Source organism: Kitasatospora sp. CB01950, from assembly GCF_001905465.1.
In the GTDB taxonomy this organism is placed as follows: Bacteria; Actinomycetota; Actinomycetes; order Streptomycetales; family Streptomycetaceae; genus Kitasatospora.
The window spans coordinates 87,658-112,127 of record NZ_LISX01000007.1; the positions used below are offsets into that span (position 1 = coordinate 87,658).

At 74.4% G+C, this 24,470-nt stretch carries 26 protein-coding genes; 17 read left to right on the forward strand and 9 right to left on the reverse strand.

All coding sequences use genetic code 11. The features are described from left to right. Window positions 1-18 precede the first annotated feature (18 nt). The 4 genes from AMK19_RS19040 (at window position 19) to AMK19_RS19055 (ending at window position 4,085) form a co-directional block, all read left to right on the forward strand. Window positions 19-1,584 (forward strand): alpha-amylase family glycosyl hydrolase, encoded by a 1,566-nt coding sequence (locus AMK19_RS19040; RefSeq protein ID WP_073813219.1) that lies wholly within the window; start codon window positions 19-21, stop codon window positions 1,582-1,584. 125 nt (window positions 1,585-1,709) lie between these two features. Further along, entirely contained in the window at window positions 1,710-2,249 is a 540-nt protein-coding gene (locus AMK19_RS19045) for a hypothetical protein (protein WP_073813220.1), read from the forward strand. Between the two features lie 38 nt (window positions 2,250-2,287). Further along, window positions 2,288-3,214 (forward strand): hydroxymethylbilane synthase, encoded by a 927-nt coding sequence (hemC, locus tag AMK19_RS19050; protein WP_073813222.1) that lies wholly within the window; start codon window positions 2,288-2,290, stop codon window positions 3,212-3,214. A 130-nt stretch (window positions 3,215-3,344) separates the two neighbouring features. Beyond that, on the forward strand, window positions 3,345-4,085 hold the full coding sequence (locus tag AMK19_RS19055) for an SDR family NAD(P)-dependent oxidoreductase (RefSeq protein ID WP_073813223.1): 741 nt from the start codon (window positions 3,345-3,347) through the stop codon (window positions 4,083-4,085). Window positions 4,086-4,199: 114 nt separating this feature from the next. On the opposite strand, the gene AMK19_RS19060 is transcribed toward AMK19_RS19055, so the two are convergent. Then, window positions 4,200-5,081, reverse strand: coding sequence for an aminoglycoside phosphotransferase family protein (locus AMK19_RS19060; RefSeq protein ID WP_073813225.1), 882 nt, complete (start codon window positions 5,079-5,081; stop codon window positions 4,200-4,202). An 88-nt stretch (window positions 5,082-5,169) separates the two neighbouring features. Further along, window positions 5,170-5,988: a UbiA family prenyltransferase gene (locus AMK19_RS19065; RefSeq protein ID WP_241844484.1), complete on the reverse strand. Its 819-nt coding sequence runs from the start codon at window positions 5,986-5,988 to the stop codon at window positions 5,170-5,172. Between the two features lie 90 nt (window positions 5,989-6,078). On the opposite strand from AMK19_RS19065, the gene AMK19_RS19070 reads away from it, so the two are divergent. The 4 genes from AMK19_RS19070 (at window position 6,079) to AMK19_RS19085 (ending at window position 9,002) form a co-directional block, all read left to right on the forward strand. Then, on the forward strand, window positions 6,079-6,288 hold the full coding sequence (locus AMK19_RS19070) for a hypothetical protein (protein WP_143200290.1): 210 nt from the start codon (window positions 6,079-6,081) through the stop codon (window positions 6,286-6,288). Window positions 6,289-6,390: 102 nt separating this feature from the next. Further along, a complete protein-coding gene (locus AMK19_RS19075; RefSeq protein WP_073813229.1) occupies window positions 6,391-7,452 on the forward strand; it encodes a type III polyketide synthase in 1,062 nt (353 codons plus the stop codon). Between the two features lie 6 nt (window positions 7,453-7,458). Then, window positions 7,459-7,977 (forward strand): isoprenylcysteine carboxyl methyltransferase family protein, encoded by a 519-nt coding sequence (locus AMK19_RS19080; protein ID WP_073813231.1) that lies wholly within the window; start codon window positions 7,459-7,461, stop codon window positions 7,975-7,977. After that, on the forward strand, window positions 7,974-9,002 hold the full coding sequence (locus AMK19_RS19085) for an NAD(P)/FAD-dependent oxidoreductase (RefSeq protein WP_073813232.1): 1,029 nt from the start codon (window positions 7,974-7,976) through the stop codon (window positions 9,000-9,002). The genes AMK19_RS19080 and AMK19_RS19085 overlap by 4 nt, the downstream gene beginning before the upstream one ends. Here the strand turns inward: AMK19_RS19085 and AMK19_RS19090 are convergent. Continuing rightward, entirely contained in the window at window positions 8,983-10,296 is a 1,314-nt protein-coding gene (locus AMK19_RS19090; protein WP_073813234.1) for a cytochrome P450, read from the reverse strand. The genes AMK19_RS19085 and AMK19_RS19090 overlap by 20 nt on opposite strands. Window positions 10,297-10,470: 174 nt before the next feature. Here AMK19_RS19090 and AMK19_RS19095 point away from each other — a divergent pair, with 174 nt between their 5' ends. Both AMK19_RS19095 and AMK19_RS38450 read left to right on the forward strand, forming a co-directional pair. Then, window positions 10,471-10,848 (forward strand): hypothetical protein, encoded by a 378-nt coding sequence (locus AMK19_RS19095; RefSeq protein WP_143200291.1) that lies wholly within the window; start codon window positions 10,471-10,473, stop codon window positions 10,846-10,848. Between the two features lie 172 nt (window positions 10,849-11,020). Next, on the forward strand, window positions 11,021-11,359 hold the full coding sequence (locus AMK19_RS38450) for a hypothetical protein (RefSeq protein ID WP_338015802.1): 339 nt from the start codon (window positions 11,021-11,023) through the stop codon (window positions 11,357-11,359). Window positions 11,360-11,366: 7 nt separating this feature from the next. On the opposite strand, the gene AMK19_RS19105 is transcribed toward AMK19_RS38450, so the two are convergent. Both AMK19_RS19105 and AMK19_RS19110 read right to left on the reverse strand, forming a co-directional pair. Next, window positions 11,367-12,185 carry an ABC transporter permease gene (locus AMK19_RS19105; RefSeq protein WP_073813239.1) on the reverse strand — a complete coding sequence of 273 codons (819 nt, stop codon included), beginning with the start codon at window positions 12,183-12,185 and terminating at the stop codon, window positions 11,367-11,369. Further along, complete coding sequence (locus AMK19_RS19110; protein WP_073813241.1) at window positions 12,182-13,150, reverse strand: ATP-binding cassette domain-containing protein; 969 nt, start codon at window positions 13,148-13,150, stop codon at window positions 12,182-12,184. The genes AMK19_RS19105 and AMK19_RS19110 overlap by 4 nt, the downstream gene beginning before the upstream one ends. A 246-nt stretch (window positions 13,151-13,396) precedes the next feature. On the opposite strand from AMK19_RS19110, the gene AMK19_RS19115 reads away from it, so the two are divergent. From AMK19_RS19115 to AMK19_RS19135, 5 genes are all read left to right on the forward strand, one after another. Then, a complete protein-coding gene (locus AMK19_RS19115) occupies window positions 13,397-14,320 on the forward strand; it encodes a COG4315 family predicted lipoprotein (RefSeq protein ID WP_073813242.1) in 924 nt (307 codons plus the stop codon). 16 nt (window positions 14,321-14,336) lie between these two features. Then, a complete protein-coding gene (locus AMK19_RS19120) occupies window positions 14,337-14,861 on the forward strand; it encodes a DUF6529 family protein (protein ID WP_241844485.1) in 525 nt (174 codons plus the stop codon). Between the two features lie 119 nt (window positions 14,862-14,980). Continuing rightward, window positions 14,981-16,432 carry a catalase gene (locus AMK19_RS19125; protein ID WP_073813244.1) on the forward strand — a complete coding sequence of 484 codons (1,452 nt, stop codon included), beginning with the start codon at window positions 14,981-14,983 and terminating at the stop codon, window positions 16,430-16,432. 160 nt (window positions 16,433-16,592) lie between these two features. Continuing rightward, window positions 16,593-17,612, forward strand: a complete 1,020-nt coding sequence (locus AMK19_RS19130) for a phosphotransferase family protein (RefSeq protein ID WP_073813246.1) — start codon at window positions 16,593-16,595, stop codon at window positions 17,610-17,612. A 3-nt stretch (window positions 17,613-17,615) separates the two neighbouring features. Then, window positions 17,616-18,845: an acyl-CoA dehydrogenase family protein gene (locus AMK19_RS19135; protein ID WP_073813247.1), complete on the forward strand. Its 1,230-nt coding sequence runs from the start codon at window positions 17,616-17,618 to the stop codon at window positions 18,843-18,845. Between the two features lie 51 nt (window positions 18,846-18,896). Here AMK19_RS19135 and AMK19_RS19140 read toward each other — a convergent pair whose 3' ends face one another. Genes AMK19_RS19140 through AMK19_RS19150 form a run of 3 tightly spaced genes read right to left on the reverse strand, consistent with a single transcriptional unit; the run spans window position 18,897 to window position 21,423 of the window. Then, window positions 18,897-19,865, reverse strand: coding sequence for an NADPH:quinone oxidoreductase family protein (locus AMK19_RS19140; RefSeq protein ID WP_073813248.1), 969 nt, complete (start codon window positions 19,863-19,865; stop codon window positions 18,897-18,899). Then, complete coding sequence (locus tag AMK19_RS19145) at window positions 19,862-20,671, reverse strand: SDR family NAD(P)-dependent oxidoreductase (protein ID WP_073813250.1); 810 nt, start codon at window positions 20,669-20,671, stop codon at window positions 19,862-19,864. Before AMK19_RS19145 ends, AMK19_RS19140 begins: the two co-directional genes overlap by 4 nt. Beyond that, window positions 20,668-21,423, reverse strand: coding sequence for an SDR family oxidoreductase (locus AMK19_RS19150; protein ID WP_073813251.1), 756 nt, complete (start codon window positions 21,421-21,423; stop codon window positions 20,668-20,670). The genes AMK19_RS19145 and AMK19_RS19150 overlap by 4 nt, the downstream gene beginning before the upstream one ends. 180 nt (window positions 21,424-21,603) lie before the next feature. Between AMK19_RS19150 and AMK19_RS19155 the strand changes: the two genes are divergently transcribed. Then, entirely contained in the window at window positions 21,604-22,230 is a 627-nt protein-coding gene (locus AMK19_RS19155; RefSeq protein WP_073813253.1) for a TetR/AcrR family transcriptional regulator, read from the forward strand. Window positions 22,231-22,264: 34 nt separating this feature from the next. Here the strand turns inward: AMK19_RS19155 and AMK19_RS19160 are convergent, their stop codons facing one another. Beyond that, entirely contained in the window at window positions 22,265-23,038 is a 774-nt protein-coding gene (locus AMK19_RS19160) for a VOC family protein (RefSeq protein ID WP_073813254.1), read from the reverse strand. 214 nt (window positions 23,039-23,252) lie between these two features. Here AMK19_RS19160 and AMK19_RS19165 point away from each other — a divergent pair, with 214 nt between their 5' ends. Next, entirely contained in the window at window positions 23,253-24,458 is a 1,206-nt protein-coding gene (locus tag AMK19_RS19165) for an NAD(P)/FAD-dependent oxidoreductase (RefSeq protein ID WP_073813256.1), read from the forward strand. The last annotated feature ends 12 nt before the right edge of the window (window positions 24,459-24,470 follow it).

The window sequence follows — 24,470 nt, forward strand, 5'->3', positions numbered from 1 at the left end:
GGACGAGAGGGGACGGGTGTGGGGACCGACTGGGTGCGGAGTGCGGTGCTGTACCAGATCTACCCGCAGAGCTTCGCGGACGGGAACGGGGACGGGACCGGGGACTTTGCGGGGCTGACGGAGCGGCTGGAGTACCTGCAGTGGCTGGGGGTGGACGCGGTGTGGCTGAACCCGTGTTTCGTCTCGCCGTTCGGGGACGCGGGCTACGACGTGGCGGACTACCTGGCCGTCGCGCCTCGCTACGGCGCGCCGGAGGACCTGGCGAAGTTCACGGACGCGGCCCGCCGCGCCGGCATCCGGGTGCTGCTCGACCTGGTGGCCGGCCACACCTCCGACCGGCATCCGTGGTTCGTCCGCTCGGCGTCCGACCCGGGCGACCACCGGTACGTGTGGGCGGACCGCCCCGCGCCCGGGTTCGTGGCCTCGCCGGGCAGCCGGCCGGGTTGGTACAAGCCGAACTTCTTCGACTTCCAGCCCGCCCTCAACTTCGGCTACGCGCAGCAGAGTTCGGCCGAGCCGTGGCGCCAGCCGGTGGACGCCGAGGGCCCGCGGGCCAACCGCGCGGCGCTGCGGGAGATCATGGCGCACTGGTTCGGCCTGGGTGTCGCCGGCTTCCGGGTGGACATGGCGTCCTCGCTGGTCAAGGACGACCCGGGCTTCGTCGAGACCGGCCGGCTGTGGCGGGAGACCCGCGCCTGGATGGACGCCCACCACCCCGACAACGTCATCCTCGCCGAGTGGGGCGACCCGGCGCGCTCGGTGCCGATGGGCTTCCACGGCGACTTCTTTCTCCAGTTCGGCGGCCCCGACGACGGCGCCCCGCTGCGCTCGCTGTGGGACAACGGCGCGGGCACGGTGCACGAGCACTGGCCGCAGCAGCCCTGCTACTTCGACGCGGACGGTCTCGGCTCGATGGACCCGTTCGTCACCGAGTGGCAGCGCGCCGCGCAGGCCATGGACGGCCGGGGAATCGCCTCGCTGCCGACCGCCAACCACGACTACTCCCGGCTGGCGACCGGCCCGCGCACCCGTGAGCAGCTGGCGGCGGCGTTCACCTTCCAGCTGACCTGGCCGACCGTCCCGGCGATCTACTACGGCGACGAGATCGGGATGCGCTTCGTCCCGGGTCTGCCGGACACCGAGGGCAGCGTGCTGGGCCCGCACTACAACCGGGCCGGCTGCCGCACCCCGATGCAGTGGGACGCGACGCCGGACGCCGGGTTCTCCTCCGCGCCCGCCGAACGCTTCTACCTGCCGCTCGACCCCGCGCCCGACCGTCCGGACGTCGCCTCCCAGCGCGCCGACCGGGCCTCCCTGCTGCACCAGGTACGGCAGTTGATCGCACTGCGCCGCGCCCACCCGGCGCTCGGGCCCGACTCCTCGGTCGAACTCCTGCACACCGGCTACCCGTTGGCGTACCTGCGCGACGGCCGGTACCTGGTGGTGGTCAACCCGCGCCGCACACCCGCCCACCTGCCGGTGGAGCGCGAGCTGCCGGGGCGGCCGCTGTTCGGGCGGGGCGTGTCGCTGACCCACTCGGCGCTGCACGCGGACGGCTTCTCGTACGCGGTCTACGGAATCTGACCTATCGACATTTCACTTGCGTCGCAGAGCAACTCGGCCGCCGCCGTGCGCAGGTGGAGCACGGCGCGGCCGGTGCGGCGGCGGGCGCCGAGGCCGGCGTCGTGAGGGCATGCAGGGCGTGCAGGGTGCGAGACGGTGGGCGCGGACAGGCCGGTGCGGGCGGCGAGTTCGGTGGCGGTGGCGGGGGCGTCGAGTTCGGCGAGCAGCCGGGCTGTTCCGGTCTCCGGGTCTCGCGCCTGCTGGAGAACGTCCGGCCGTCCCGTGCGGTGGCCGCAGGATCCGCCCCGAACGCGCTCGCCTTCGCCGGGTTCGCGGTGCTGCCCGGCGCGCCCGGCTGGGCGGTCGGCGCCGGACCGGTCGCCGCCATGCCGGTGTACAACCTCGCCGAGACCGTCGCCGTGCCCGGCCGCGAGGAGTTGAGCGTCGCCCTCGCCCACCCGGCGCGCCGTGGACGGTACCTGGCCGTCGATCAACTCTCCTGGAGCATCGGCCACGCCGTCGCCCCCGGCCTGCTGACCGCGCTGCTCGACCACGGCCCGGCCTGGCCCTGGCTGTTCCTGTTCGCCGTCTCGCTCGCTGCCGTACCCGCGCCGCTCCGCCTGGAGCGCCCCGCCGGCCGGTTTTCCGACATTCCGTCGGAAAACGGGACGCTCTCCAGGGGCTAGCATGCCATCAGGGTGACGCACGACAGCGGGAGTTGACGATGGTCGAACTGGTGGTGGGGTCGCGGGCGAGCCAGCTGGCGCGGGCCCAGGTCCGGGAGTTCCTCGCGCCGGTCCGGGAGCGCTTCCCCGACCTGGTGATCCGCCACCGGGCGATCCTGGAGGACGGCGACCTCGACCGGAAGGCCGCCCTGCGCGAGGTCTCCGAACGCGGCGGCGGCTCGGCGTTCTCCACCAACCAGGTCGCGGCGCTGCTGGGCCGCGAGGTGGACGTCGTCGTGCACTCGCTCAAGGACCTGCCCACCGAGAACCCCGACGGCCTGGTCCTGCTCCCGCCGCCGCCCCGAGAGGACGTCCGCGACGCCCTCTGCGGCTCGACCCTGGCCGCACTGCCGACCGGCGCCCGGGTCGGCACCTCCGCCGCCCGCCGGATCGCCCAACTGCTGCACGTCCGCCCCGACCTGCGCCCCGAACGCATCCGCGGCAACGTCCCCACCAGGCTCGCCCGCCTGAAGGCCCTGGATGCGGTCGTGGTGGCCGCCGCCGGACTGCGCCGCCTCGGCCGCACCGAGGAGATCGCCGAACTCCTCCCCGTCGCCCTGTTCCCGCCCAGCCCCGGTCAGGGCGCGCTCGGCATCCAGATCCGCGAGGACAACGCCCTGGCCCGTGAACTCCTCTACGGGACCGGAGACTTGACCACCGACGCCGAGGTGCGCGCGGAACGCGCCATGCTCGCCGAACTCCACGGGGGCTGCTCCGTCCCCGTCGGCGCGCACGCCACCACCGCCTGCGGCGTCCTCACCCTCCACGCCCAGGTCACCTCCACCGACGGCACCCGCCAGATCGAGGCCCGGCTGTCCGGCACCCCCGCCGAACCCGAGAAGCTCGGCGTCGCGGTGGCCGGCCTGCTCCTCGACCGGGACGCCGAATCCCTCCTGGCGGAGGCCCGCGGCTACGCCCACGCCTGACGGCTCTCCGACCCACGCCTGACGACTCTCCGACCCGCGCTCGACGGCTGTCCAACCCCCGCCGGACGGTCGAAACGCCGGGTCGGAATCCCGCCAGCGGCACTCCTCCGCGTCGACAAGTATCCATCGCATGAACCGACTTGAAGGAAACGTCGCCCTGGTGACCGGCGGCAGCCGCGGTATCGGTGCGGCCGTCGCGCTCCGCCTGGCCGAGGAGGGCGCGGACGTCGCCCTGACCTACCGCGAGGGCGAGGCGCCCGCACAGAAGATCGTCGAGCAGATCGAGGGCATGGGCCGCCGGGCCCTCGCCGTCCGGGCCGACAGCGCGGACTCCGCCGCGCTGAACGCCGCCGTGGAACGGACCGTCGAGACGTTCGGCCGGCTCGACGTCCTGGTGAACAACGCCGGCGTGTTCCTGGTCGGCCCGCTGGAGCAGATCGGCCGCACCGAGATCGACACCACGCTGGCCGTCAACATCCGCGCCCCGTACGAGCTCGCGCAGGCCGCGGCCCGGCACATGACCGGCGGCGGCCGGATCATCAGCATCGGCAGCAACATCGCCGAGCGGGCCCCGTTCCCGGGCCTCGCGCTGTACTCGATGAGCAAGACCGCGCTGGTCGGCCTCACCAAGGGCCTGGCCCGCGAACTCGGTCCGCGCGACATCACCGTCAACCTCGTCCACCCCGGCCCCACCGACACCGACGCCAACCCCGCCGACGGCCCGAACGCCGCCGCCATCGCCGGACTGACTGCGCTCGGCCGGTACGCCGAACCGGCCGAAATCGCCGCCACCGTCGCCCACTTGGCGAGCCCCGAGGCCCGGTACGTGACCGGCTCGGTGATCTCCGTCGACGGCGGCTTCTCCGCCTGACGGCGTGCGCCGCCCCCGACCGGCCATCGGGGGCGGCGCACCCCGCCGGGCCCGTGCGGTGACGACCGGACGACCTCGTCGCCCGCGCCCCGCGTGTCGCCCGTGTCACCCGTGTCACCCGATGAGCGCCTCGGTGATCTGCCGGGTGGTCTGGGCGGCGACCCGCGGGTTGACGGCCGCGTAGTGGGTGTACGCGTTCAGGCCGGTGGTCAGGGCCCAGCCGCGACCGCGTGTCCAGGTGGCGTCGTCCACCCCGAGCGCGGCCCGGAACGCGGCCCGGCTCCCGGCCGACATCAGCGTGAAGGCGATGGTCAGGTCACAGGCCGGGTCGCCGACGCCGAGCCCGCCGAAGTCGATGACGGCGCCGATCCGGCCGCCGAGCGTCAACAGGTTCCCGGTGTGAAAGTCCCCGTGGAACCACACCGGCGGCCGCCCCCACCCCGGTGCGCCCAGCGCCGCGTCCCACAACTCCGTCATGGCGACGCCGTCGAACACCTCGTCCAGCGCCGAGATGGCACTGCGCGTCTCCGCGTCCCGCTCCGCCAGCGTCTCGCCCCCGGCGCCCGCAGCACCCTCGTGCCCCGTGTACGAGCACCCCTGGAGCGCCCCGAGGAACTCCGCCAGCCGCACCGCCTCCCCGGTCGACGCCCCCACCCCCTCGACGGTGGCCACCTCCCCGGCCAGCCACCGGCTCACCCCCCACTCCCACGGATACCCGAACCCCGGCTCCCCCACAGCCACCGGCACCGGCACCGCCAACGGCAACTCCGGCGCGAGCCGAGGCAGCCACTCCCACTCCTTCGCCACCTGCCCGACCGCATCCACATGCCGGGGCAGCCGCACACTCAACTCCCCACCAAGCCTGAAGATCACATGATCCGACCCAGCCTCCGCCACCCCCCGCAACGGCAACCCCGCCCACTCCGGAAACTGCGCATCCACCAACCGCCTGACCAACCCACCATCAATCACCACACCCCCATCCGAGCCCCTCACCCCCGCCCCTGTCGACCGGATTCCCGCCCGACCGCCGATCCTTGACGTCTGTTCCGTGGCCGACCAGTACGGCTGACCGGAGCTGTCGTCAGGAGGTTCCGGTCAACTGCCCGTTGGCCAACAGCAAGGCCACCGCAACCGCCGAGGCGGCGATGACCGCGAGGAACGGGAGGCGGCTGCGGGGGGCGGCGAGGGCGGCGAGGGTGGGTGGGGCGGTGACGGCGAGGACGGGCCAGCCGGGGGCGAGGACGAGTGCGGCGGCGGTCGCGGCGAGGACGGCGGTCAGGGCGGAGACGCGGGCGCCCGCACGCTGGGGCAGGCCGCGGATGCCGGCGGCGCGGTCGGCGGCCAAGTCCGGCAGGACGTTGGCGAAGTGGGCGGCGACGCCGAGCAGTGCGCCTGCGGCGAGGACGGCGGGGGCGGGCCACGGCCGGCCGGGCAGCGCGAGAGTGACGAAGGCGGGGAGGAGGGCGAAGGCGAGCGCGTACGGCAGCCAGGACCACCGGGTCGCCTTCAGACGGAGGTTGTAGACCCAGCCGGCGGCCACCGCCAGCAGGTGCACGGTCGCCGCCGCGACCCCGCACGCCGCCGACAGCACCACGCAGCACGCGACCGCCCAGCCGATGGCCGACGCAACCTGCCGTTCCGTCACTTCGGCCCGCGCGAGCGGCTTGTCGGCGCGCCGGGCGGCCGCGTCCCGCTGCCGGTCGATCAGGTCGTTGCTCCAGCCGATCGACAACTGCCCGGCCGCGACCGCGCCGCCGGTGAGCAGCGTCCCGACCGTCCCGCGCCCGGCGCCGACGGCCATCGCCCCGGCCAGTGCGGTCACCGCCCCGGCGGGCACCGGATGGCAGGCCCGCGCCAGGCCCCCGATCAGCCCCCGGGACACCGCCGCCGCATCGCTCACGCCGGTCACGCTAGCCGTCCGCACGGCGGCGACGCGGGATCACCACACCTGAGCGCATGTCAGGACTTCGGCCAGGTAATGGAGTTGTCGATGCACACGTCGACACGGGTGGGCACGGCCGCCGACATCTGGGCGTGGGCGTGCTGCGTGGTGTGCGCCGCCCACGGGGCCAGCCCGTTCGCGGCCACCGGCACCGGCGCGGTGATCCACCGCATCGTCGACACCGGACCGGACCTGCCCGCCCTGGCCGCCGTCCAGGCCGTGGAGCACCCTCCGCCTCTGAACGCCGGACGCGCCTGAACGCCGGACGCGCGTCGGGCGTCGCACGCGCCGCTGAACACCGGACGCGCCGGGGCGGGTGGATTGCCCGGTTCGGGTGGGTTCGGTCCCTATCCTGGGTCGGTGACGCGGATCGCGGCAGTGTGCGGAGTCCTTCCACCCCATCGGTACCGGCAGGGCGAACTCGCCGCCGGGCTGGCGGCGTTGCGTGGCGGGGCGGGTGGTGAGCAGGCCCTGGCGGAGCGGTTCTTCGCGGGGGCGGGGGTGGACTCCCGCTGTCTGGCGCTCCCGTGGGAACGGTACGGCGAGCTCGACGGGTTCGGGCAGGCGAACGACGCCTGGCTGGAGGCCGCGGCCGAACTCGCCCACCGGGCAGCCGAGTCGGTGCTCCGCACGGCGGGGATGGCCGCCGAGGAGGTCGACGTGGTGGTCTCCACCACGGTCACCGGAATCGCCGTGCCCTCGCTGGAGGCGCGGATCGCGTCCCGGCTCGGTCTGCGCGAGGACGTGCGCCGGGTACCGCTGTTCGGCCTCGGGTGCGCGGGCGGGGCGGGCGGTCTGGCGGTGGTGCACGACCTGCTGGACGGCCGCCGGGGCGTGGCCCTGCTGCTGGCCACCGAACTGTGCTCGCTGACCTTGCAGTGCGCGGACACCTCACCGGCGAACCTGCTGGCGACCGCGCTGTTCGGGGACGGCGCGGGCGCGCTGCTCGCAGTCGGCGACGGCCGTCCACCCACTGGTGACGGCGGCGGGCCGGTCGTAGTGGCTACCCGGAGCCGACTGTACCCGGGGACGGAGCGGCTGCTCGGCTGGCAGGTCGGCGACACCGGGTTCGGCCTTCTGCTGGGGCCCGAACTGCCGGAGCTGGTAAGGCTGCACGTCGGCGAGGAGGTGGCGTCGTTCCTCGCCGCGCACGATCTGAAGCCGGCGGACGTGGGCAGCTGGGTGTGCCATCCGGGCGGGCCCCGGGTGTTGGAGGTGCTGGGTGAGGAACTCGGCCTGTCGGACGAGGCGTTGGCGCCGAGCCGGGAGTCGTTGGCGCGGTGCGGCAACCTGTCCTCGGCGTCCGTGCTGCACATCCTGCGCGATGTGATCGACCAGGGCCCGCCCCCGCCGGGCTCGTTCGGGCTGATGATCGCGCTCGGGCCCGGATTCTCCTCCGAACTCGTCCTGCTCCGCTGGTAGTCGGGGATGATCGCCTTCACTGTGCTGGTCGCGCTGGTCGCCGTGGAGCGGCTGGCGGAGCTGTTGGTCGCCCGCCGGAACGCCGCTTGGAGCCTGGCCCGGGGCGGGGTGGAGTACGGGCGGCGGCACTATCCGCCGATGGTGGCCCTGCACACCGGGCTGCTGGCGGGCTGCCTGCTCGAAGTCTGGTGGGCGGGACGGCCGTTCGTGCCGATGCTGGGCTGGCCGGTGCTGGTCCTGGCGCTGGCCGCGCAGGGCTTGCGCTGGTGGTGCATCGGGACGCTCGGGCCGCGCTGGAACACCCGGGTGATCGTGGTGCCGGGCCTGCCGCTGGTCGCGGGCGGGCCGTACGGGTGGCTGCGGCACCCCAACTACCTGGCGGTGGTGGTGGAGGGCTTCGCGCTGCCGCTGGTGCACACGGCCTGGGTGACGGCGCTCGGGTTCACTCTCCTCAACTCCCTTCTGCTGGCGACGCGTCTGCGCTGCGAGGACGCCGCACTGACGCTCTGCCGGGCCGCCGCATGATCGACCTGCTGGTGATCGGCGGCGGCCCCGCGGGGCTGGCCGCCGCGATCCACGCCGCCCGCGCGGGCCTGTCCACCACCGTGCTGGAGCCGCGTCCGACGCCGGTGGACAAGGCCTGCGGCGAGGGCCTGATGCCGGGCGCGGTAAGGGAGTTGGCGCGCCTCGGGGTGACCGTCGACGGTCGCCCGTTCCACGGCATCCGGTACCTGGAGGCGGACGGTCCGCGCACCGCCGAGGCCCGGTTCCGCTCCGGCCACGGCCTGGGCGTGCGCCGCACCGTCCTGCACGCCGCGCTCGCGGACCGCGCCGAACAGCTGGGCGTCCGCCGCGCGACCGGCCGCGCGGCCGGCCTCGCAGTCACCGAACAATCGGTAGCGGTAGGGGAATTGACCGCACGCCACGTGATCGCCGCCGACGGCCTGCACTCCCCCGTCCGCCGCGCACTCGGGCTGCACCGGCCGCCCGGCACCCGCCGCCCGGCACGGTACGGGCAGCGGCGGCACTTCGCGGTGCGGCCGTGGAGCGACCTGGTGGAGGTGTACTGGTCGCAGCACGCGGAGGCGTACGTCACGCCGGTGTCGGACGGAACGGTCGGGGTGGCGGTCCTCGGTTCGCAGCGACTGCCGTTCGACCGCCAACTCGCATCATTCCCAGCCCTGTTGGAACGCATCGCGGGCGCCGACGCCGGCCCGGTGCGGGGAGCCGGGCCGCTGCGGCAGGACGCGGCGGCGCGGGTGTGCGGGCGGGTACTGCTGGTCGGGGACGCCGCAGGCTACCTGGACGCCCTCACCGGCGAGGGGATCGCGATCGCCCTGGCCTCCGCCGAGGCCGCCGTCCGCTGCCTGACCGCCGCCCGCCCCGCCGCCTACGAACGCGCCTGGCGCCGCGCCACCCGCCCCTACCGCCTGCTCACCACCGCCCTCCTGGCCGCCCGCCACCACCCCGCGCTCGGCCCCCGGATCGTCCCGTTGGCCGCTGCCGCCCCGGCCCTGTTCCGCGCCGGCGTCAACCTGCTCGCCCGCTGACCCGTTCCGCCAGCCGCATCGGCTGCGGCCCCGGCGACAGCACCAGCCGGGGCACCGGCCGCACCGCCCCTGCCACCGCCGGTCGCAGCCGCCAGCGACCGGCCACCGTGGCGAGCGCCAAGGTGGCCTCGACGGTGCCGAAGCGGTCACCGGGGCAGCGGGTCGCGCCGAGGCCGAAGGGGAGGTAGGCGTCATGGGGAAGGGCGCGGTCGGGGTCGAAGCGGGTGGGGTCGGGGAAGAGGTCGGGGCGGCGCTGGAGGAGGTAGAGGCAGCAGACCACCTGCGCGCCGGCGGGCAGCCGGGCGCCGCCGAGTTCGAGGGGGCGGGTGGTGGTGCGGCTGATCGCCCAGGCGGGCGGGTAGAGCCGCAGGGCCTCGTTCACCACCCGCGCGGCGTACGGGAGTTGGCCGAGATCGTCGAAGCGGGCCGGGGCTCCGGCCGGGCCGGCGTCCACCTCGGCGTGCAACTTCCGTTCGACCGACGGGTGTTCGGCGACCAGCCGGAGCGACCAGGCCAGCGCGGAGGAGGTGGTCTCGGCACCGGCCAGCACCAAGGTGGCGACCTGGTCGGCGAGTTCGCGTTCGCTCAGCGGCCGGCCGCGCTCGTCGCGGGCGGCGAGCAGCAGCGACAGCACGTCGCCGTGGTCGACGCCGTTCGCCCGGTAGTCGGCGATGATGGCGGCCACCTGGGCGTGCCAACCGCGCAGCGCCCGGCGGTACTCGCGGCGGGCGGGGGTGGGCAGCAGGTCGGCGGCGGGCAGCACGACGCGCAGGTAGAGGCCGCGCAGCAGGACGTCCAGGGTGCGGCGCAGGCGTTCGGCGACCTCGGCGCCCAGGCCCGCCGAGAACAGGGTGCGGACGGCGACGGCGGTGGTGAGGGTGAAGGCCTCGCGGGTGACGTCGACGGTCTGCCCGGGCCGCCAGCGCGCGGTGAGCGCGGCCGCCTCGGCGGTCATCGCCTCGGCGTATCCCGGCAACAGGGCGCGCTGGAAGGCGGGTTGGACGATCCGGCGGAGCCGCTGGTGGTCGGCGTGCGGGCAAGTGGCGAGGCCGTTGCCGAGGAAGGTGCGGATCTTCGCGTAGAGCGGGCCGGTGCGGTCGAAGTCGGCCCGGTCGGTGAGCACCCGCCGGACCAACTCCGGTGCGGAGACCATGTACAGCTCGCGCGGGCCGATCCGGACGCGGACCGGGTCGCCGTGTCCGGGGAGGGTGTCGAGGAAGGCGAGCGGGCGGGCGATCATGGCCGGCAGGTGGCCCAGCAGCGGGAGGCCGCCCGGGGCGGTGGCGGGAGGCACGAGCCCTCGATTCGATGGCGGGACACGGGTGGCGCGACAGCTGGCGCACACGATACGTCACTTGTCGACCACTGTGTGCAACAATCGTGTTGCATCCGGGTGGTGGTGATGCGTCAGGCGCGGCTCCCGCCTCCGGCCCGGAGCCGCTCGGGCTCCGGTCCTGCGACAGACGGGATGCCTGTGCCCTCCACTCCCGCACCGAAGGATGCCCAACTCGGCCCCATCGCCGCCGTCCGGCGCCGCCTCACCGTCACGGTGCACGTCGACCCGGCGGGCCGGGTGCTGCTGTACCGGCGCGCCGCCGAGGCCTCCCGCCACCCGGGCCACTACGACCTGCTGACGCAACGGACCCCGTCGGAGGGGCAGTTGGCGGCTTCCGGCGGCCTCCTGGTGGTGCGCCGCGTGGTGACGTCCCGCCCGCCGGCGCCCGGCCCGCGCGAGGCCGACTGGTGCGGTTTCGTCCCGCCCGCCGAGCTGCTGGCCGGCCGCTGCCTGCCGCTGGTCCCGGGCCGGGCGGGCATCCTGCGCCGGCTGCTCGCCGACCTGGCGTGACGCGCCGCACGAAGCACCCCACGGAGCACCCTCGAAGCACCGTGCGAAGGGCCGTGCGAAGGGCCGTGCGAAGGGCCGGGGAAGCACCCGCCGCGACCGCCCGGACACGCTCCGCCGACCGCCTCCGACCTGCACCGATGCCGCTCCGTCCGGGGCGCGCGACACTGGGGGTATGAGCGAGTCCGGAGACATATTCCATCCGCCGGTCGTGGTCCGCCCCCCGACCCGCGGGGCCCGGCCGTACCGGCGGGTGGAGATCTACGGGCGGACGGTGGGGCGGGCCACCTCGGAGGCCGACGTCGCGGAGTTCGTCCGCCGCGCGGGCGTGGACGAGCCTGACCTGGACGACCCGGAACTGGTCGTCTGGCGCGGCGGCGACCGCACCGTCTGGTCCCAGCCGCCACCCGAGCAGGACCCGGCCGAACAGGACCCGGCCGAACAGGAACCACCCGAGCAGGACCCGGCCGCACCGGAGCCGGCCGCGCCGGAATCCCCCGAAGAGACGCCGTGAGCCCCGCTCACACCGCCTTGCGGTAGAGCCAGACCCCGAGCGGCGCGAACGCGGCAACGATGCCGACGTCCCAGGCGAGGGCCTGCCAGACCTGCGAGCCGACGGGTGTGCCGAGCATCAGCGCGCGGACCGCGCCGGCGGTGATGGTCACGGGCTGGTGGTTGGCGAACACCTGGAGCCAGCCGGGCATGGTCGAGGTCGGGACGAACGCGGAGGACGCGAACACCAGCGGTGCGAGCACCGGGAAGGCCGCGGCGGTCGCGGTCTCCGGGTCGCCGACGGCGAGGCCGACCACGGCGAACACCCAGGACATCGCGAACCCGAACGCCAGCACCAGCAGCGCCCCGGCCAGGAACCCCCAGACGTCGCTGTGCACCCGGAAGCCGACCATGAAGCCGACGCCGCTGATCAGCGCCACCACGAACACGTTCCGGGCGAGGTCGGCGATGGTCCGCCCGGAGAGCACCGCGGAGCGGGCCATCGGCAGTGAGCGGAACCGTTCCATCAGGCCGGTCTGCAGGTCCGTGGCCAGGCCGATCGCGGTGTTGACCGCGCCGAACGTGACCACCTGCACGAACACGCCGGGCATCAGGTAGTCGATGTAGCTGGTGCCGTGCAGGACGGCGCCGACGACCCCGCCGAACACGTAGCGGAACAGCAGCACGAACACGATCGGCTGCACGGTGGAGAAGATCAGCAGCCTCGGCACCCGGCGCAGCGCGATCAGGTTGCGCCCGCAGACGGCCAGGCCGTCCCGGACGGGGGCGAGCAGGCGGTCGGAGAGGCCGGGCGCGGGGGCGAGGTCGGTGACGGTGACGGCGGTCATTTCGGGCCTCCGGAGGAGGTGCGGCGGCCGGTGAGGGCGAGGTAGACGTCGTCCAGGCTGGATTCCCGGACGGCGATGGTGCGCGGGGTGAGCTGTTCGGCCTCCAGCGCGTGCAGGACGTCCATCAGCAGCAGCGACCCGTCCGGGCTGGGCAGCCGGAGCAGCGCGCCTTCACGCTCCGGAGCGCGGTCGAGGCGTTCGGCGAGCAGGGTGGCGGCGCGGACGGCGCGCGGGTCCTCGCCCATGCCGAGTTCCAGCACGGTGGTGCCGAGGCGGGCCTTGAGGGCGTGCGGGCTGTCGTCGGCGACCACCCGGCCCTCGGCGAGGACGGCGACGCGCTGGGCGAGCCGGTCGGCCTCCTCCAGGTACTGGGTGGTGAGCAGGACGGTGGTGCCGTCGGCGACGAGTTCGCGGATCAGTTCCCAGAGGGCGGTGCGGCTCTGCGGGTCGAGTCCGGTGGTGGGTTCGTCGAGGAACAGCACGGGCGGTTCGGGGACGAGCGCGGCGGCCACGTCGAGTCGGCGGCGCATGCCGCCGGAGAAGGTGCGCACGGGCCGGTCGGCGGCGTTGGTGAGGTCGAACCGGTCGAGCAGTTCGGCGGCGCGCGGGGATCTTCGGCTGCGCGGGACCTGGGTGAGGCGGCCGATCAGGCGGAGGTTCTCACGGGCCGTCAGGTTCGGGTCGACGGCGGCATACTGCCCGGCCAGTCCGATCATCCGACGTACCGCGCCCGGGTGGGCGACCACGTCGGTGCCGAGCACTTCGGCCCGGCCGCTGGTGGGCGGGATGATGGTGGTGAGGATCCGGATGGCGGTGGTCTTGCCCGCCCCGTTGGGCCCGAGCAGTCCGAACACGGTGCCGGGCGGGACCTCGAAGTCGACGTCGTCGAGGGCGACGAGGTCCTTGAAGCGCTTGCCGAGCCCGTGGACCCGGATCGCGGGTGCGGTGCTGTGCTGGGTGGTCATGGGCGCCCCCTCGGGCGAGTCGTACCTCTCCAGTGTCCGCCCGTCCGGGTGGGGCGCGCAGGACGGCCGTCGGGCGGTCGGCGTGACGGGCTGCCAGTCGCGGCCGGTGGGCCGTCCAGGGCAACGGGGTACCCCCTGGTGCGGACCGGGCCCGTTCTGGAGTGGCCGGGCGGCGGGCGGCGGGGGTGGATGGTGGGGCCGGGCCCCCGTCCCGCGCCCCCGCCGCTCCGTCGCCCAGGAGTCGTGATGCCCCGTACCCGCCGTGTCGCCGCCCTCGCCGTGCTGTCCCTGTCCGCGCTCGCGGCCGCCGGTTGCGGCGCGGGTTCCGCCCCGAGCGCCCCGCCGGCCGCCGGGTCCGCGCCGGTGTCGGCGCCGGCCGCGGAGGCGAGTCCGTCGGGCGGGTCGGCGTTCGCGACCTCGGCGGGCACCATGGTGGCGCTGGCGAGCGTGGGCAGTCTCGGCCCGATCCTGGTGGACGCGCAGGGCCGGACGCTGTACCTGGACCGCGCGGACACCTCGGTGCACGGCACGTGCCTGGACGAGTGCGCGAAGTCGTGGCCGCCGGTGACCACGCCGGGCTTCCCGCTGGCCGGGCCCGGTGTGGACGACGGCCTGCTGGGCGCGGCGGCGCTCCCGGACGGGACGGCGCAGGTGCTCTACAAGGGCCACCCGCTGTACCGGTACACGGGCGACCGCGGGCCGGGCGAGGCCGCCGGGCACACGGTGGCGGACGCGCAGCACGGCACGTTCTACGCGGTGACCTCGCTGGGCGACCCGGTGGGCGTGGACATCTCGACGCTGCACGGCGCCGGGAGCGCGCCCTCGGGGGCAGCGGCGGGCGAGGGGGCGACCGCGACCGCCACGCCCACCTCGACCGCCGCGCCGACGACCGCGCTCCCGTCCGCCCCGCCGGCCGACTCCGCCCCGCCGGCCGACTCCGCCGCACCGGCCGACTCCGACCCGGCATTGTCCGCCAACCCGGCATCGCCCGCCGATCCGGCAGCGCCCGACACCCCCGTGGCGCCCGCCACGCCGCGGACGCCCTCGACGCCGCTGGTCCCGTACGTCCCGCCGGCGCCGTCCGCGCCCGCCGTGGTGCAGTCGCCCGACACCTCGGGGGCGGGCACCGGCGACCAGGGCGGCGCCGACGACGGCACGCAGGACGGCTGAGGTGCGGCGTCCGGGCGTGTCGGCGCCGACGGTGCTGGCGGTGCTGGCGCCGTTCGCGGTCGTGGCGGGGCTGCTGTGGTTCGGCCGGGTGCACACGCCCGACCCGGGCCGCAGCCTGTTCGGGGCGTCCGGGGTGGATGCGCTGCGGTTGAAGTCGCAGCTCGGGTCGGCGCTGTTCGGTCTGGCGCTGGTGCAGGTGCTGCTGGCGCTGTGGATGTACCGGGCGGGCCACCTGGTGCGCCGGGTACGGCTGTCGCACCGGCTGGGCGGGGCGGCGGCGTTCGTGCTGTCGCTGCCGGTCGCCCAGCACTGCCTGCTGGCGTACGGGGTGCGGTTCACCGACGCGCGGGTCGCGGTGCACGCGGTGGCGGGGTGTTTCCTGTACGGGGCGTTCGCGGCGAAGGTGCTGCTGGTGCGGCACGGCCGGCTGCCGGGCTGGGCGCTGCCGGTGGCGGGCGGCGCGCTGTTCTGCGCGATCGGGCTGCTGTGGTGGACGGCGGCGCTGTGGTTCCTGAACGACTACTCCACTCCCGGGTTCTGACGGTGCGACGGTCGGCGGCCTGCGGTTGTGGCCGTCCCGGGCCGGTGTTCGAGTGGGAGGCAGTCGCGGCGGACGCCCCTCGCCCCCGCGCGGCACAGCGTCCGAGGAGGAGTTCCCCGATGTCCCAGCACGTCCCGTTCACCACGAACAACGCGGGTGTCCCCGTCGAGAGCGACGAGCACTCGCTGACGGCGGGCCCGGTCGGCCCGGTCCTGCTGCACGATCACTACCTGGTCGAGAAGATGGCCCAGTTCAACCGCGAGCGGGTGCCGGAACGGGTGGTGCACGCGAAGGGCAGCGGCGCGTACGGCACCTTCGAGGTGACCGCGGACATCAGCCGGTTCACCCGGGCGGACCTCTTCCAGCCGGGCAAGCAGTGCGACATGCTGGCCCGGTTCTCCACCGTGGCGGGCGAGCTGGGCTCGCCGGACACCTGGCGCGACCCGCGCGGTTTTGCGCTCAAGTTCTATACGGAGAACGGCAATTACGACCTGGTCGGGAACAACACGCCGGTCTTCTTCGTCCGCGACCCGATGAAGTTCCAGGACTTCATCCGCTCGCAGAAGCGCCGCCCCGACAACGGCCTGCGCGACCACGACATGCAGTGGGACTTCTGGACGCTCTCCCCGGAGTCGGCGCACCAGGTGACCTGGCTGATGGGCGACCGGGGCATCCCGAAGAGCTGGCGACACATGGACGGCTTCTCCTCGCACACCTACAGCTGGGTGAACGCGGCCGGCGACCGGTTCTGGGTGAAGTACCACTTCAAGACCGACCAGGGCATCGACTTCCTGACCCAGGCGGAGGCGGACCGGCTGGCCGGCACGGACGGCGACGTGCACCGGCGCGACCTGTTCGAGGCGATCGACGGCGGCGCGTTCCCGTCGTGGACGCTGCACGTGCAGGTGATGCCGTTCGACGAGGCGTGGGACTACCGGTTCAACCCGTTCGACCTGACCAAGGTGTGGCCGCACGGCGACTACCCGCTGATCGAGGTCGGCCGGTTCACCCTGAACCGCAACCCGGAGGACCACTTCGTCCACATCGAGCAGGCCGCGTTCGAACCGTCCAACCTGGTGCCGGGCATCGGCGTCTCGCCGGACAAGATGCTGCTCGGCCGGATCTTCTCCTACCCGGACACCCACCGGTACCGGATCGGCCCGAACTACGCGCAGCTGCCGCCGAACCGCTCGCACGTGCCGGTGCACTCGTACGCCAAGGACGGCCCGATGCGCTTCGACGCGGCGCGCACCGCCCGCCCGTACGCGCCGAACTCGTACGGCGGGCCGGCCGCCGACCCGCAGCTGTGGGGCGCGCCGCTGGGCTGGGACGTGGCCGGGAAGATGGTCCGCGAGGCGTACCCGCTGCACCGCGAGGACGACGACTGGGGGCAGGCCGGGACGCTGGTGCGCCGCGTCCTGGACGACGCGGCCCGGGACCGGCTGGTCGCCAACATCGCCGGGCACCTGAAGGACGGCGTCTCCGCGCCGGTGCTGGAGCGCGCCTTCGCGTACTGGCGCAACGTGGACACGACGCTGGGCAACCGGGTCGCCGCCGCCGTCGCCCGCTGACCCGCACCTCCCGCCGACCACCCCGCCCGCCGATCCGCTCCTCCCGTCGCCCGCCCGGGCCAGGTTCCCGGGCGGGCGGCGCTCGTTGACAACTCGGGCCCCCGGGGCAATCCTAAGCAAGCGCTTAGTCAGCCCACGTTCCTCTGCGAGGTGCCCCCCGATGACCACCGCCGCTCCGCCCGGACTCGACCTGGAGAGGCTGCGCGCCCACCTGGACGCCGCCCTGCCCGCACCCACCGCCGGACCGCTGGCGGCCCGCCGGTTCGAGGGCGGCCGGTCGAACCTGACCTACCTGGTCGAGGACGGCGCCTCCCGCTGGGTGCTGCGCCGGCCGCCGCTCGGGCACGTGCTGGCCACCGCGCACGACATGTCCCGCGAGTACCGGGTGCTGGGCGCGCTCGCCCCGACCGCGGTGCCGGTCCCGCAGCCGGTGCTGCTGGTCGAGGACGACGCGGTGATCGGCGCGCCGTTCTACCTGATGGAGTACGTCGAGGGCACCGCGCACCGCGACGCCAAAACGCTGGCCGCGCTCGGCGAGCAGCGCGTGCACGGCCTCGGCGTGCGCCTGGTGGACACCCTGGCCGCCCTGCACGCCCTGGACCCCGCCGCCGTCGGCCTGTCCGGCTTCGGTCGCCCCGAAGGCTTCCTGGAGCGCCAACTACGCCGCTGGGGAAAGCAGTTGGACGCCTCCCGGAGCCGCGAACTGCCGGGCGTCGACGAGCTGCACGCACGACTCGCGGACACCCTGCCCGACTCCCCCGCGCCCACGCTGGTGCACGGCGACTACCGCCTGGACAACGTGCTGGTCGGCCCGGACGACCGGATCACCGCGGTGCTGGACTGGGAGATGTCCACGATCGGCGACCCGCTCACCGACCTCGGCCTGCTGGTGATGTACACCGAACTGGCCCGCCGCTTCGACGGCGTGCTGCCCGGCGCGGCACTCGCACCCGGCTTCCCCGACACCGACGAACTGGTGCGTCGCTACGCCGAGTTGTCCGGCCGGGACGTCTCCGGCCTGGGCTGGTACGTGGGTTTCGCCTCGTTCAAGCTGGCGGTGGTGCTGGAGGGCATCCACTTCCGCTGGACGCAGGGCGGCACGGTCGGCGCCGGCTTCGACCGGGTCGGCGAACTGGTGCCGCTGTTCGTGGAGTTCGGACGCACGTCGATGGAGGGCTGAGCAATGGATTTCGCGTACGACGCCAGGACGACCCATCTGCTGGGTGAACTCGGCGCGTTCATGGACGAGTTCGTGTACCCGGCGGAGGCGGTGCTGGCCGAGCAGCTGGCCGACCCGAAGCGCGAGCCGTGGCACATCCCGCCGGTGATCGGCGAGTTGCGGGCGGCGGCGAAGGCGCGCGGCCTGTGGAACCTCTTCTTTGTGGACAGACACGGCCTGCCGGGCGAGCACGGCGCCGGACTGACCAACCTCCAGTACGCGCCGCTGGCCGAACTCACCGGCCGCTCCGTCCTGTTGGCCCCGGCGGCGGTCAACTGCGCGGCCCCCGACACCGGCAACATGGAACTGCTCGCCCAGTTCGGCTCCCCCGAGCAGCGCGAGCAGTGGCTGCGCCCGCTGCTGGACGGCACCGTCCGCTCGGCGTTCGCGATGACCGAGCCGGACGTGGCCTCCTCGGACGCCACCAACATCACCACCCGGGTCGAGCGGGACGGCGACGAGTACGTGGTCAACGGCCGCAAGTGGTACATCACCGGGGCGATGAACCCGGACTGCCGGCTGCTGATCGTGATGGGCAAGACCGACCCGGACGCCGAGGTGCACCGGCAGCAGTCGATGATCCTGGTGCCGCGCGACACCCCGGGCGTCCAAGTGCTGCGCGGCATGCGGGTGTTCGGCTACGAGGACGCCGACCACGGCGGGCACGCCGAGATCCTGTTCGAGGACGTCCGGGTGCCGGTCGCGAACCTGCTCGGCGAGGAGGGCTCCGGTTTCGCGATCGCCCAGGCCCGGTTGGGGCCGGGCCGGATCCACCACTGCATGCGGGCCATCGGTATCGCCGAACGGGCCCTCGAACTGACCTGCCGTCGGGTCAACTCCCGTGTCGCGTTCGGCCGTCCGCTCGCGGACCAGGGCGTGGTGCAGGACTGGGTCGCCGAGGCCCGGGTCCGGATCGAGCAGGCCCGGCTGCTGGTGCTGAAGACCGCGTGGCTGATGGACACCGTCGGCAACCGGGGTGCGCACACCGAGATCCAGGCCATCAAGATCGCCGTCCCGTCCACCGTCGAGTGGATCCTCGACAAGGCCGTCCAGGCGCACGGCGCGGCCGGCGTCAGCCAGGACACCGCCCTCGCCCAACTCTGGTCCGGCAACCGCACCTTGCGACTGGCCGACGGCCCGGACGAGGTCCACAAGCGCTCGCTGGCACGGCGGGAGCTGAAGAAGTACCGCTGACCGGACGGGGAAGGGGCCGCCCGAACGGGCCGCCCCTTCCCCGTACTTGGCCTAGGGAAGAACGGCGATCCGGCCGGTGGTGGCGCCGGTGGCGACCCGGTGGACGGCCTCGGCTGCGGCGGCGAGCGGGACGCGGTCGGAGATCAGCGGGCGGACCACGCCGGCGGCGGCGAGGGCGGTCAGCGCGTCGTGGCAGTCCCGTACCGCCTGCGGGTCCTTGGCCACGTACAGGCCCCAATGCAGGCCCAGCACCGAGTAGTTCTTCACCAGGGCGTGGCCGAGCGCCGGCGCGGGGATGTCGCCGGAGGCGAAGCCGACCACCACGATGCGGCCCTCGAAGGCGATGCACTTGGTGGAGCCGGTGAAGGCACTGCCGCCGACCGGGTCGAAGACCACGTCGGCGCCGCGGCCCCCGGTGGCCGCCTTCACGGCGGCGACGAAGTCCTCGGCCTTCCGGTCGACCACCAGGTCGGCCCCCAACTCCCTTGCCGCAGCGGTCTTTTCCGGCCCGCCGACGACGGCGACGACGAACGCCCCGGCGGCCTTGCCGAGTTGCACGGCGGCGCTGCCGACGCCGCCGGCCGCGGCATGCACCAGCAGCGTCTCGCCGGCCGCCAGGCGGGCCCGGCGGTGCAGCGCGAACCAGGCGGTCTGGTAGGCGATGAGCAGCGCGGACGCCTCGGCGTCGTCCAGGCTCTCGGGGGCGGGCAGCGCGGTGGCGGCGTCCATCAGCGCGTACTCGGCGAACGCGCCGGACGGCAACGCGGCCGTGCCGACCAGGCGTTCACCGGCACGCGGGCCCTCGGCGACCTCGCCGCAGAGTTCCACGCCGGGGGTGTACGGCAGCGGCGGGCGCACCTGGTAGAGCCCGGCGGCCATCAGCGCGTCCGGGAAGTTGACGGCGGCGGCCCGGACCCGGACGAGCAGCTGCCCGTCGCCGGGGACGGGCCGGTCGGCGTCCTCCACCTGCTTCATCACGTCCAGCGGGGCGCCGAGTTCGGCGATCTGCCAGGCTCTCATCGGGTCTCCTCCCGGGCCTCGATGTGCTGCTGGAGCCGGTTCATGCCGTGCAGCCAGCGGTCGGGGGTGGTGGCGCGGGCCGCGTAGTAGTCGGCGACCTCGGGGTGCGGCAGGATCAGGAACTCGCCCGCCGCCATCCCCCGCAGGGCGGCCTCGGCGACCTCGGCGGGCTCGATGGCGGTGGGCGCGAGCAGCACCTGCCCGTGCTCGCCGGTGTCGTCCAGCATCCTGGTCCGCACGCCCTGCGGGCACAGCGCGTGCACCTGGATACCGCGGTGCCGGTAGCTCGCGGACAACCACTCGGCGTAGGCCAGCGCGGCGTGCTTGGTGGCGGCGTACGGCGCGGAGCCGAGCATGGTGAGCAGCCCGGCGGCGGAGACGGTGGCGAGGAAGCGGCCGCGGCCGCGCTCCAGCCAGTCGGGCAGCAGCAGCCGGCTCGCCCGGACGTGCGCGAGCACGTTGACCTGCCAGGACTGTTCCCAGGCTTCGGGCGGGGCGTCGGGGCCGCCGGTGGTGGCGACGCCCGCATTGGCGCAGTACAGGTCGACGGCGCCGAGGTGCGCGCGGGCGGCGTCGATCAGCGCGGCGACGCCCTCGTCGCTCGCAGCGTCGCCGGGGACGGCGTGGGCACCGAGCTCGGCGGCGACGGCGTGGGCGGCGTCCGGGTCGAGGTCGTTGACCACGACCCGGGCGCCGGCGGCGGTCAGCGCCCGGGCGAGGGCAGCCCCGATGCCGCGGCCGGCGCCGGTGACGACGGCGCCGATGCCCGCGAACTCGCCTGCGGCCGTGGCCGGTCGGCTGCTCACAGCCCGCCGCCGAGGGTGACGCCGCCGTCCACCACCAGGGTCTGGCCGGTGATCCAGCCGGCGTCCTCGGAGAGCAGGAAGGCGACCGCGCCGGCCACGTCCTCGGGCAGGCCGAGGCGGCCGAGCGGGTAGGCGCGGGCGACCTTCTCCTCACGGCCCTCGAACAGGGCTTCGGCGAAGCGGGTCTTGACCACGCCGGGGGCGACCGCGTTGACCCGGATGTCGGGGCCGAGTTCGGAGGCGAGTTCCATGGTGAGCCGCATCAGCGCGGCCTTGGAGACGCCGTACATGCCGATGCCGTTGGAGGCGCGGATGCCGGCGATGGAGGCGACGTTGACCACCGCGCCGCCGTGCTCGGCCATCCAGGCGGCGTGCGCGCGGCGGGTCCAGGCCAGCGGGGCGAGCACGTTGACAGCGAGGATCTTCGCGGCGGCGACCGGGTCGGTGTCCAGGATCGGGCCGTAGATCGGGTTGATGCCGGTGTTGTTGACCAGCAGGTCGAGACGGCCGAAGGTCTCCATCACTCGAGTGACGGTCTCCTCCTGGTGCGCGGCGTCGTCGGCCTTGCCGGCCACGGCCATCGCGTGGTCGGGGCCGCCGAGTTCGCGCACGGCCTCGTCCAGGGTCTGCCGGGTGCGGGCGGTGAGGCAGACCTTCGCGCCGCGCTGCACCAGTTCACGTGCGATGCCGAGGCCGATGCCGCGGCTCGCTCCGGTGACCACCGCCACCTTGCCCTTGAACGACACTGTCATCGCCGTACCTCTCGGATCTGCTGCCAGGGATGGTTCCGCTCGCCCCGCGCCGTCGCCGGTTGCCGCGCGACGCCTTGACTAAGCGCTTGCTTAGCATCTTGGCGACGGGCGACACTGTCAACAGTCCGCCCGCCCGGCACCGCCCCCGACCGGCCCGAACCATCTGCGAGGATTGCCCCCATGAACGACCCAGCGACCGCCGCACTGTGGCCCGGGGAGCGCACCGAGGCAGCCCGGCGACTGCTGCTGGCCGCCGTGGACTCCTTCGCCCGCCGCGGCTACCACGCCACCACCACCCGGGACATCGCCACCGCCGCCGGCATGAGCCCCGCCGCGCTGTACATCCACTACCCGTCGAAGGCCGCGCTGCTCGCCGAGATCTCCCGCACCGGCCACCGGGCGACGCTGGACCTGGTGGAGCGGGCCGAGGCCTCCGCCACCGACCCGGTCGCCCAGATGCGTGCCCTGGCCGAGGCGTTCACCACCTGGCACGCCCGCGGCCACACGGTCGGGCGGATCGTCAACCACGAGCTGCACGCGCTGCCCGAGGAGGACTTCGCGGCCGTCGCCGAACTGCGCATCCGGATCGAGGAGACGGTGCTGCGGATCATCGCGCGCGGGGTGTCGGAAAACGCTTTCCAGGTGCCCGACCAGCGCACCGCGGCCCGCGCCGTCACCTCGCTCGGCATCGACGTCTCACGCTGGTACACCGAGCGCAGCAGCGAGTCGCCGGAGGAACTGGGCCGGCGCTACGGCCAGTTGGTGCTGCGCATGCTGGGCGCACCGGCCGCCGCGACCGAGGACTGACCGGGGGCGCCGGCTCGGTTGCGCAGAACCGGCCTCAGCGAGGGGCCGTGAGGATCGAGAACCGGCCGCCCTCGGGGTCGGCGAGGCGCGCGACCCGCCCGTACGGGGAGTCGGCGGGCCCGTCGAGGACGCGTCCGCCGAGGGCGGTGGCGCGGCGAGCGATCGCGTCGGTGTCGGCGGCCGAGAAGAACACCTCCCAGTGCGGGGCGAGGTCGTGCGCCATCCGCAGCGCGGCCACGCTGCGGCCCTCGGAGCGCAGCACCACCCGCTCGTGCTCGTAGCGGACCTCGAACTCGGCCGGGTCGCGGCCGTCCCAGCGGAACACCTCGCCGTAGAACAGCGCGGCGGCGAACGGGTCGGCGGTGCGCAGCTCGATCCAGGCGGGCGCGCCGGGGGCGGTCATCCAGGTGTCCTCGCCGGGTTCGCCCTCCCAGATGCCGAACGTCGCCCCGAACGGGTCGGCGGCCAGCGCCACCCGGCCCGCGTCGAACGCCAGCGGGCCGACCGCCAGCGTGCCGCCGCGCTCGCGGACGCCGTCGGCGGCCCGGTCGGCGCTCTCGATGCCGAAGTAGGTGGTCCAGGCGACCGGGCGTTCCCAGGAGCTGTCCAACTGGCTCAGCCCGGCGACCTCCACACCGTCGACGGTGGCGCGCACGTACGGGCCCCAGCGGTCCGGGCCCGGGACGAACTCCCAACCCAGCAGCGGCCCGTAGAACCGCTGCGCGGCGTCCATGTCGCGGACCGTGAGGCCCGCCCAGCACGGCACCGCGGGCACACAGCGCACCGTGGCCGTTCGCTCCGCCACCATCCCTCGGGCTCCCTTCGCCGCTGCCCGGACCGCTTCCGGCCGGGCCCGCCCCAGCCTAGGCCGACGCCCTCGCAGGATCCGGCTCCGCCTCGCGGGCGGACGGCCGCCCCGTCACCCGGCCGCCGGACCACGCCCTCGAACGGTGCGGATCCCCCGAACGGCAGCGCGGCAGTGCCATGGTCGAAGGAGCCGGAAGACCGTAAGGAGATGGGGCATGGACACCGGAATCGTGATCATCGGGGCGAGCCTGGCCGGGGCGAAGGCCGCCGAGGCGTTGCGCGCGGAGGGCTACCCGGGGCCGATCACCCTGGTCGGCGACGAGAGCGAGCGGCCGTACGAACGGCCGCCGCTCTCCAAGGGGTACCTGCTCGGCGACGAGGAGCGGGAGAAGATCTACGTCCACCCCGCCGACTGGTACGAGAAGCACGACGTCACCCTCCGCCTGGGCGTCGCCGCCACCGCGATCGACCCGGCCGCGCACACCGTGACCCTCGCGGACGGCGGACGGCTGCCGTACTCCAAGCTGCTGCTGGCCACCGGTTCCTCGCCGCGCAGCCTGCCCGTGCCGGGCGGCGACGGGGACTTCGTGCAGACCCTGCGCCGGATCGGCGACAGCGAGCGGCTGAAGGCGGCGTTCCGGCCGGGCGCCCGGGTGGTGATCGTCGGCGCGGGCTGGATCGGCCTGGAGGCGGCGGCCGCGGCCCGCACCGCCGGGGCGGAGGTCACCGTGCTGGAGGCGGCCGAACTGCCGCTGCTGCGCGTCCTCGGCCGTGAGGTCGCCCAGGTCTTCGCCGACCTGCACCGCGCCCACGGCGTCGACCTGCGCTTCAACGCCAAGGTGGAGGAGCTGCGCGCGGACGGCGTCCGCCTCGCCGACGGCAGTACGGTGCCCGCCGACGTCCTGCTGGTGGGCGTCGGCGTCAGCCCCAACACGGCGCTCGCCGAGCAGGCCGGGCTGACCGTCGACAACGGCGTCCGCACCGACCAGCACCTGGCGACCTCGCACCCGGACGTCTTCGCGGCGGGCGACGTGGCAAACGCTTTCCACCCACTGTTCGGGAAGCCGATCCGGGTCGAGCACTGGGCGAACGCGCTCAACCAGCCGGCCGTCGCCGCGGCCGCGATGCTCGGCAAGGACGCCGGCTACGACCGGGTGCCGTACTTCTTCACGGACCAGTACGACCTGGGCATGGAGTACACCGGCTACGCGGAGCCCGGCGGCTACGACCGGGTGGTGTTCCGCGGCGACGTCGCCAAGCGGGAGTTCATCGCGTTCTGGCTGTCCGGCGGCAAGGTGCTGGCCGGGATGAACGTCAACGTCTGGGACGTGACCGACCCGATCCGCGCGCTGGTCCGCTCCGGGCGCGCGGTGGACCCGGAGCGGTTGGCCGACCCTGCGGTGCCGTTGACCGAAGTCTGACGGCCCGCCGGG

Bases quoted from the DNA above. Each gene is read 5' to 3' on its own strand.
- AMK19_RS19140 (WP_073813248.1), bottom strand. From the start codon at position 19,865: ATGAGAGCCTGGCAGATCGCCGAACTCGGCGCCCCGCTGGACGTGATG.
- AMK19_RS19085 (WP_073813232.1), top strand. From the start codon at position 7,974: ATGATCGACCTGCTGGTGATCGGCGGCGGCCCCGCGGGGCTGGCCGCC.
- AMK19_RS19055 (WP_073813223.1), top strand. From the start codon at position 3,345: ATGAACCGACTTGAAGGAAACGTCGCCCTGGTGACCGGCGGCAGCCGC.
- AMK19_RS19135 (WP_073813247.1), top strand. From the start codon at position 17,616: ATGGATTTCGCGTACGACGCCAGGACGACCCATCTGCTGGGTGAACTC.
- AMK19_RS19080 (WP_073813231.1), top strand. From the start codon at position 7,459: ATGATCGCCTTCACTGTGCTGGTCGCGCTGGTCGCCGTGGAGCGGCTG.
- hemC (WP_073813222.1), top strand. From the start codon at position 2,288: ATGGTCGAACTGGTGGTGGGGTCGCGGGCGAGCCAGCTGGCGCGGGCC.
- AMK19_RS19115 (WP_073813242.1), top strand. From the start codon at position 13,397: ATGCCCCGTACCCGCCGTGTCGCCGCCCTCGCCGTGCTGTCCCTGTCC.
- AMK19_RS19155 (WP_073813253.1), top strand. From the start codon at position 21,604: ATGAACGACCCAGCGACCGCCGCACTGTGGCCCGGGGAGCGCACCGAG.
- AMK19_RS19125 (WP_073813244.1), top strand. From the start codon at position 14,981: ATGTCCCAGCACGTCCCGTTCACCACGAACAACGCGGGTGTCCCCGTC.
- AMK19_RS19095 (WP_143200291.1), top strand. From the start codon at position 10,471: ATGCCTGTGCCCTCCACTCCCGCACCGAAGGATGCCCAACTCGGCCCC.
- AMK19_RS19105 (WP_073813239.1), bottom strand. From the start codon at position 12,185: ATGACCGCCGTCACCGTCACCGACCTCGCCCCCGCGCCCGGCCTCTCC.
- AMK19_RS19165 (WP_073813256.1), top strand. From the start codon at position 23,253: ATGGACACCGGAATCGTGATCATCGGGGCGAGCCTGGCCGGGGCGAAG.
- AMK19_RS19070 (WP_143200290.1), top strand. From the start codon at position 6,079: ATGCACACGTCGACACGGGTGGGCACGGCCGCCGACATCTGGGCGTGG.
- AMK19_RS38450 (WP_338015802.1), top strand. From the start codon at position 11,021: ATGAGCGAGTCCGGAGACATATTCCATCCGCCGGTCGTGGTCCGCCCC.
- AMK19_RS19130 (WP_073813246.1), top strand. From the start codon at position 16,593: ATGACCACCGCCGCTCCGCCCGGACTCGACCTGGAGAGGCTGCGCGCC.
- AMK19_RS19150 (WP_073813251.1), bottom strand. From the start codon at position 21,423: ATGACAGTGTCGTTCAAGGGCAAGGTGGCGGTGGTCACCGGAGCGAGC.
- AMK19_RS19110 (WP_073813241.1), bottom strand. From the start codon at position 13,150: ATGACCACCCAGCACAGCACCGCACCCGCGATCCGGGTCCACGGGCTC.
- AMK19_RS19160 (WP_073813254.1), bottom strand. From the start codon at position 23,038: ATGGTGGCGGAGCGAACGGCCACGGTGCGCTGTGTGCCCGCGGTGCCG.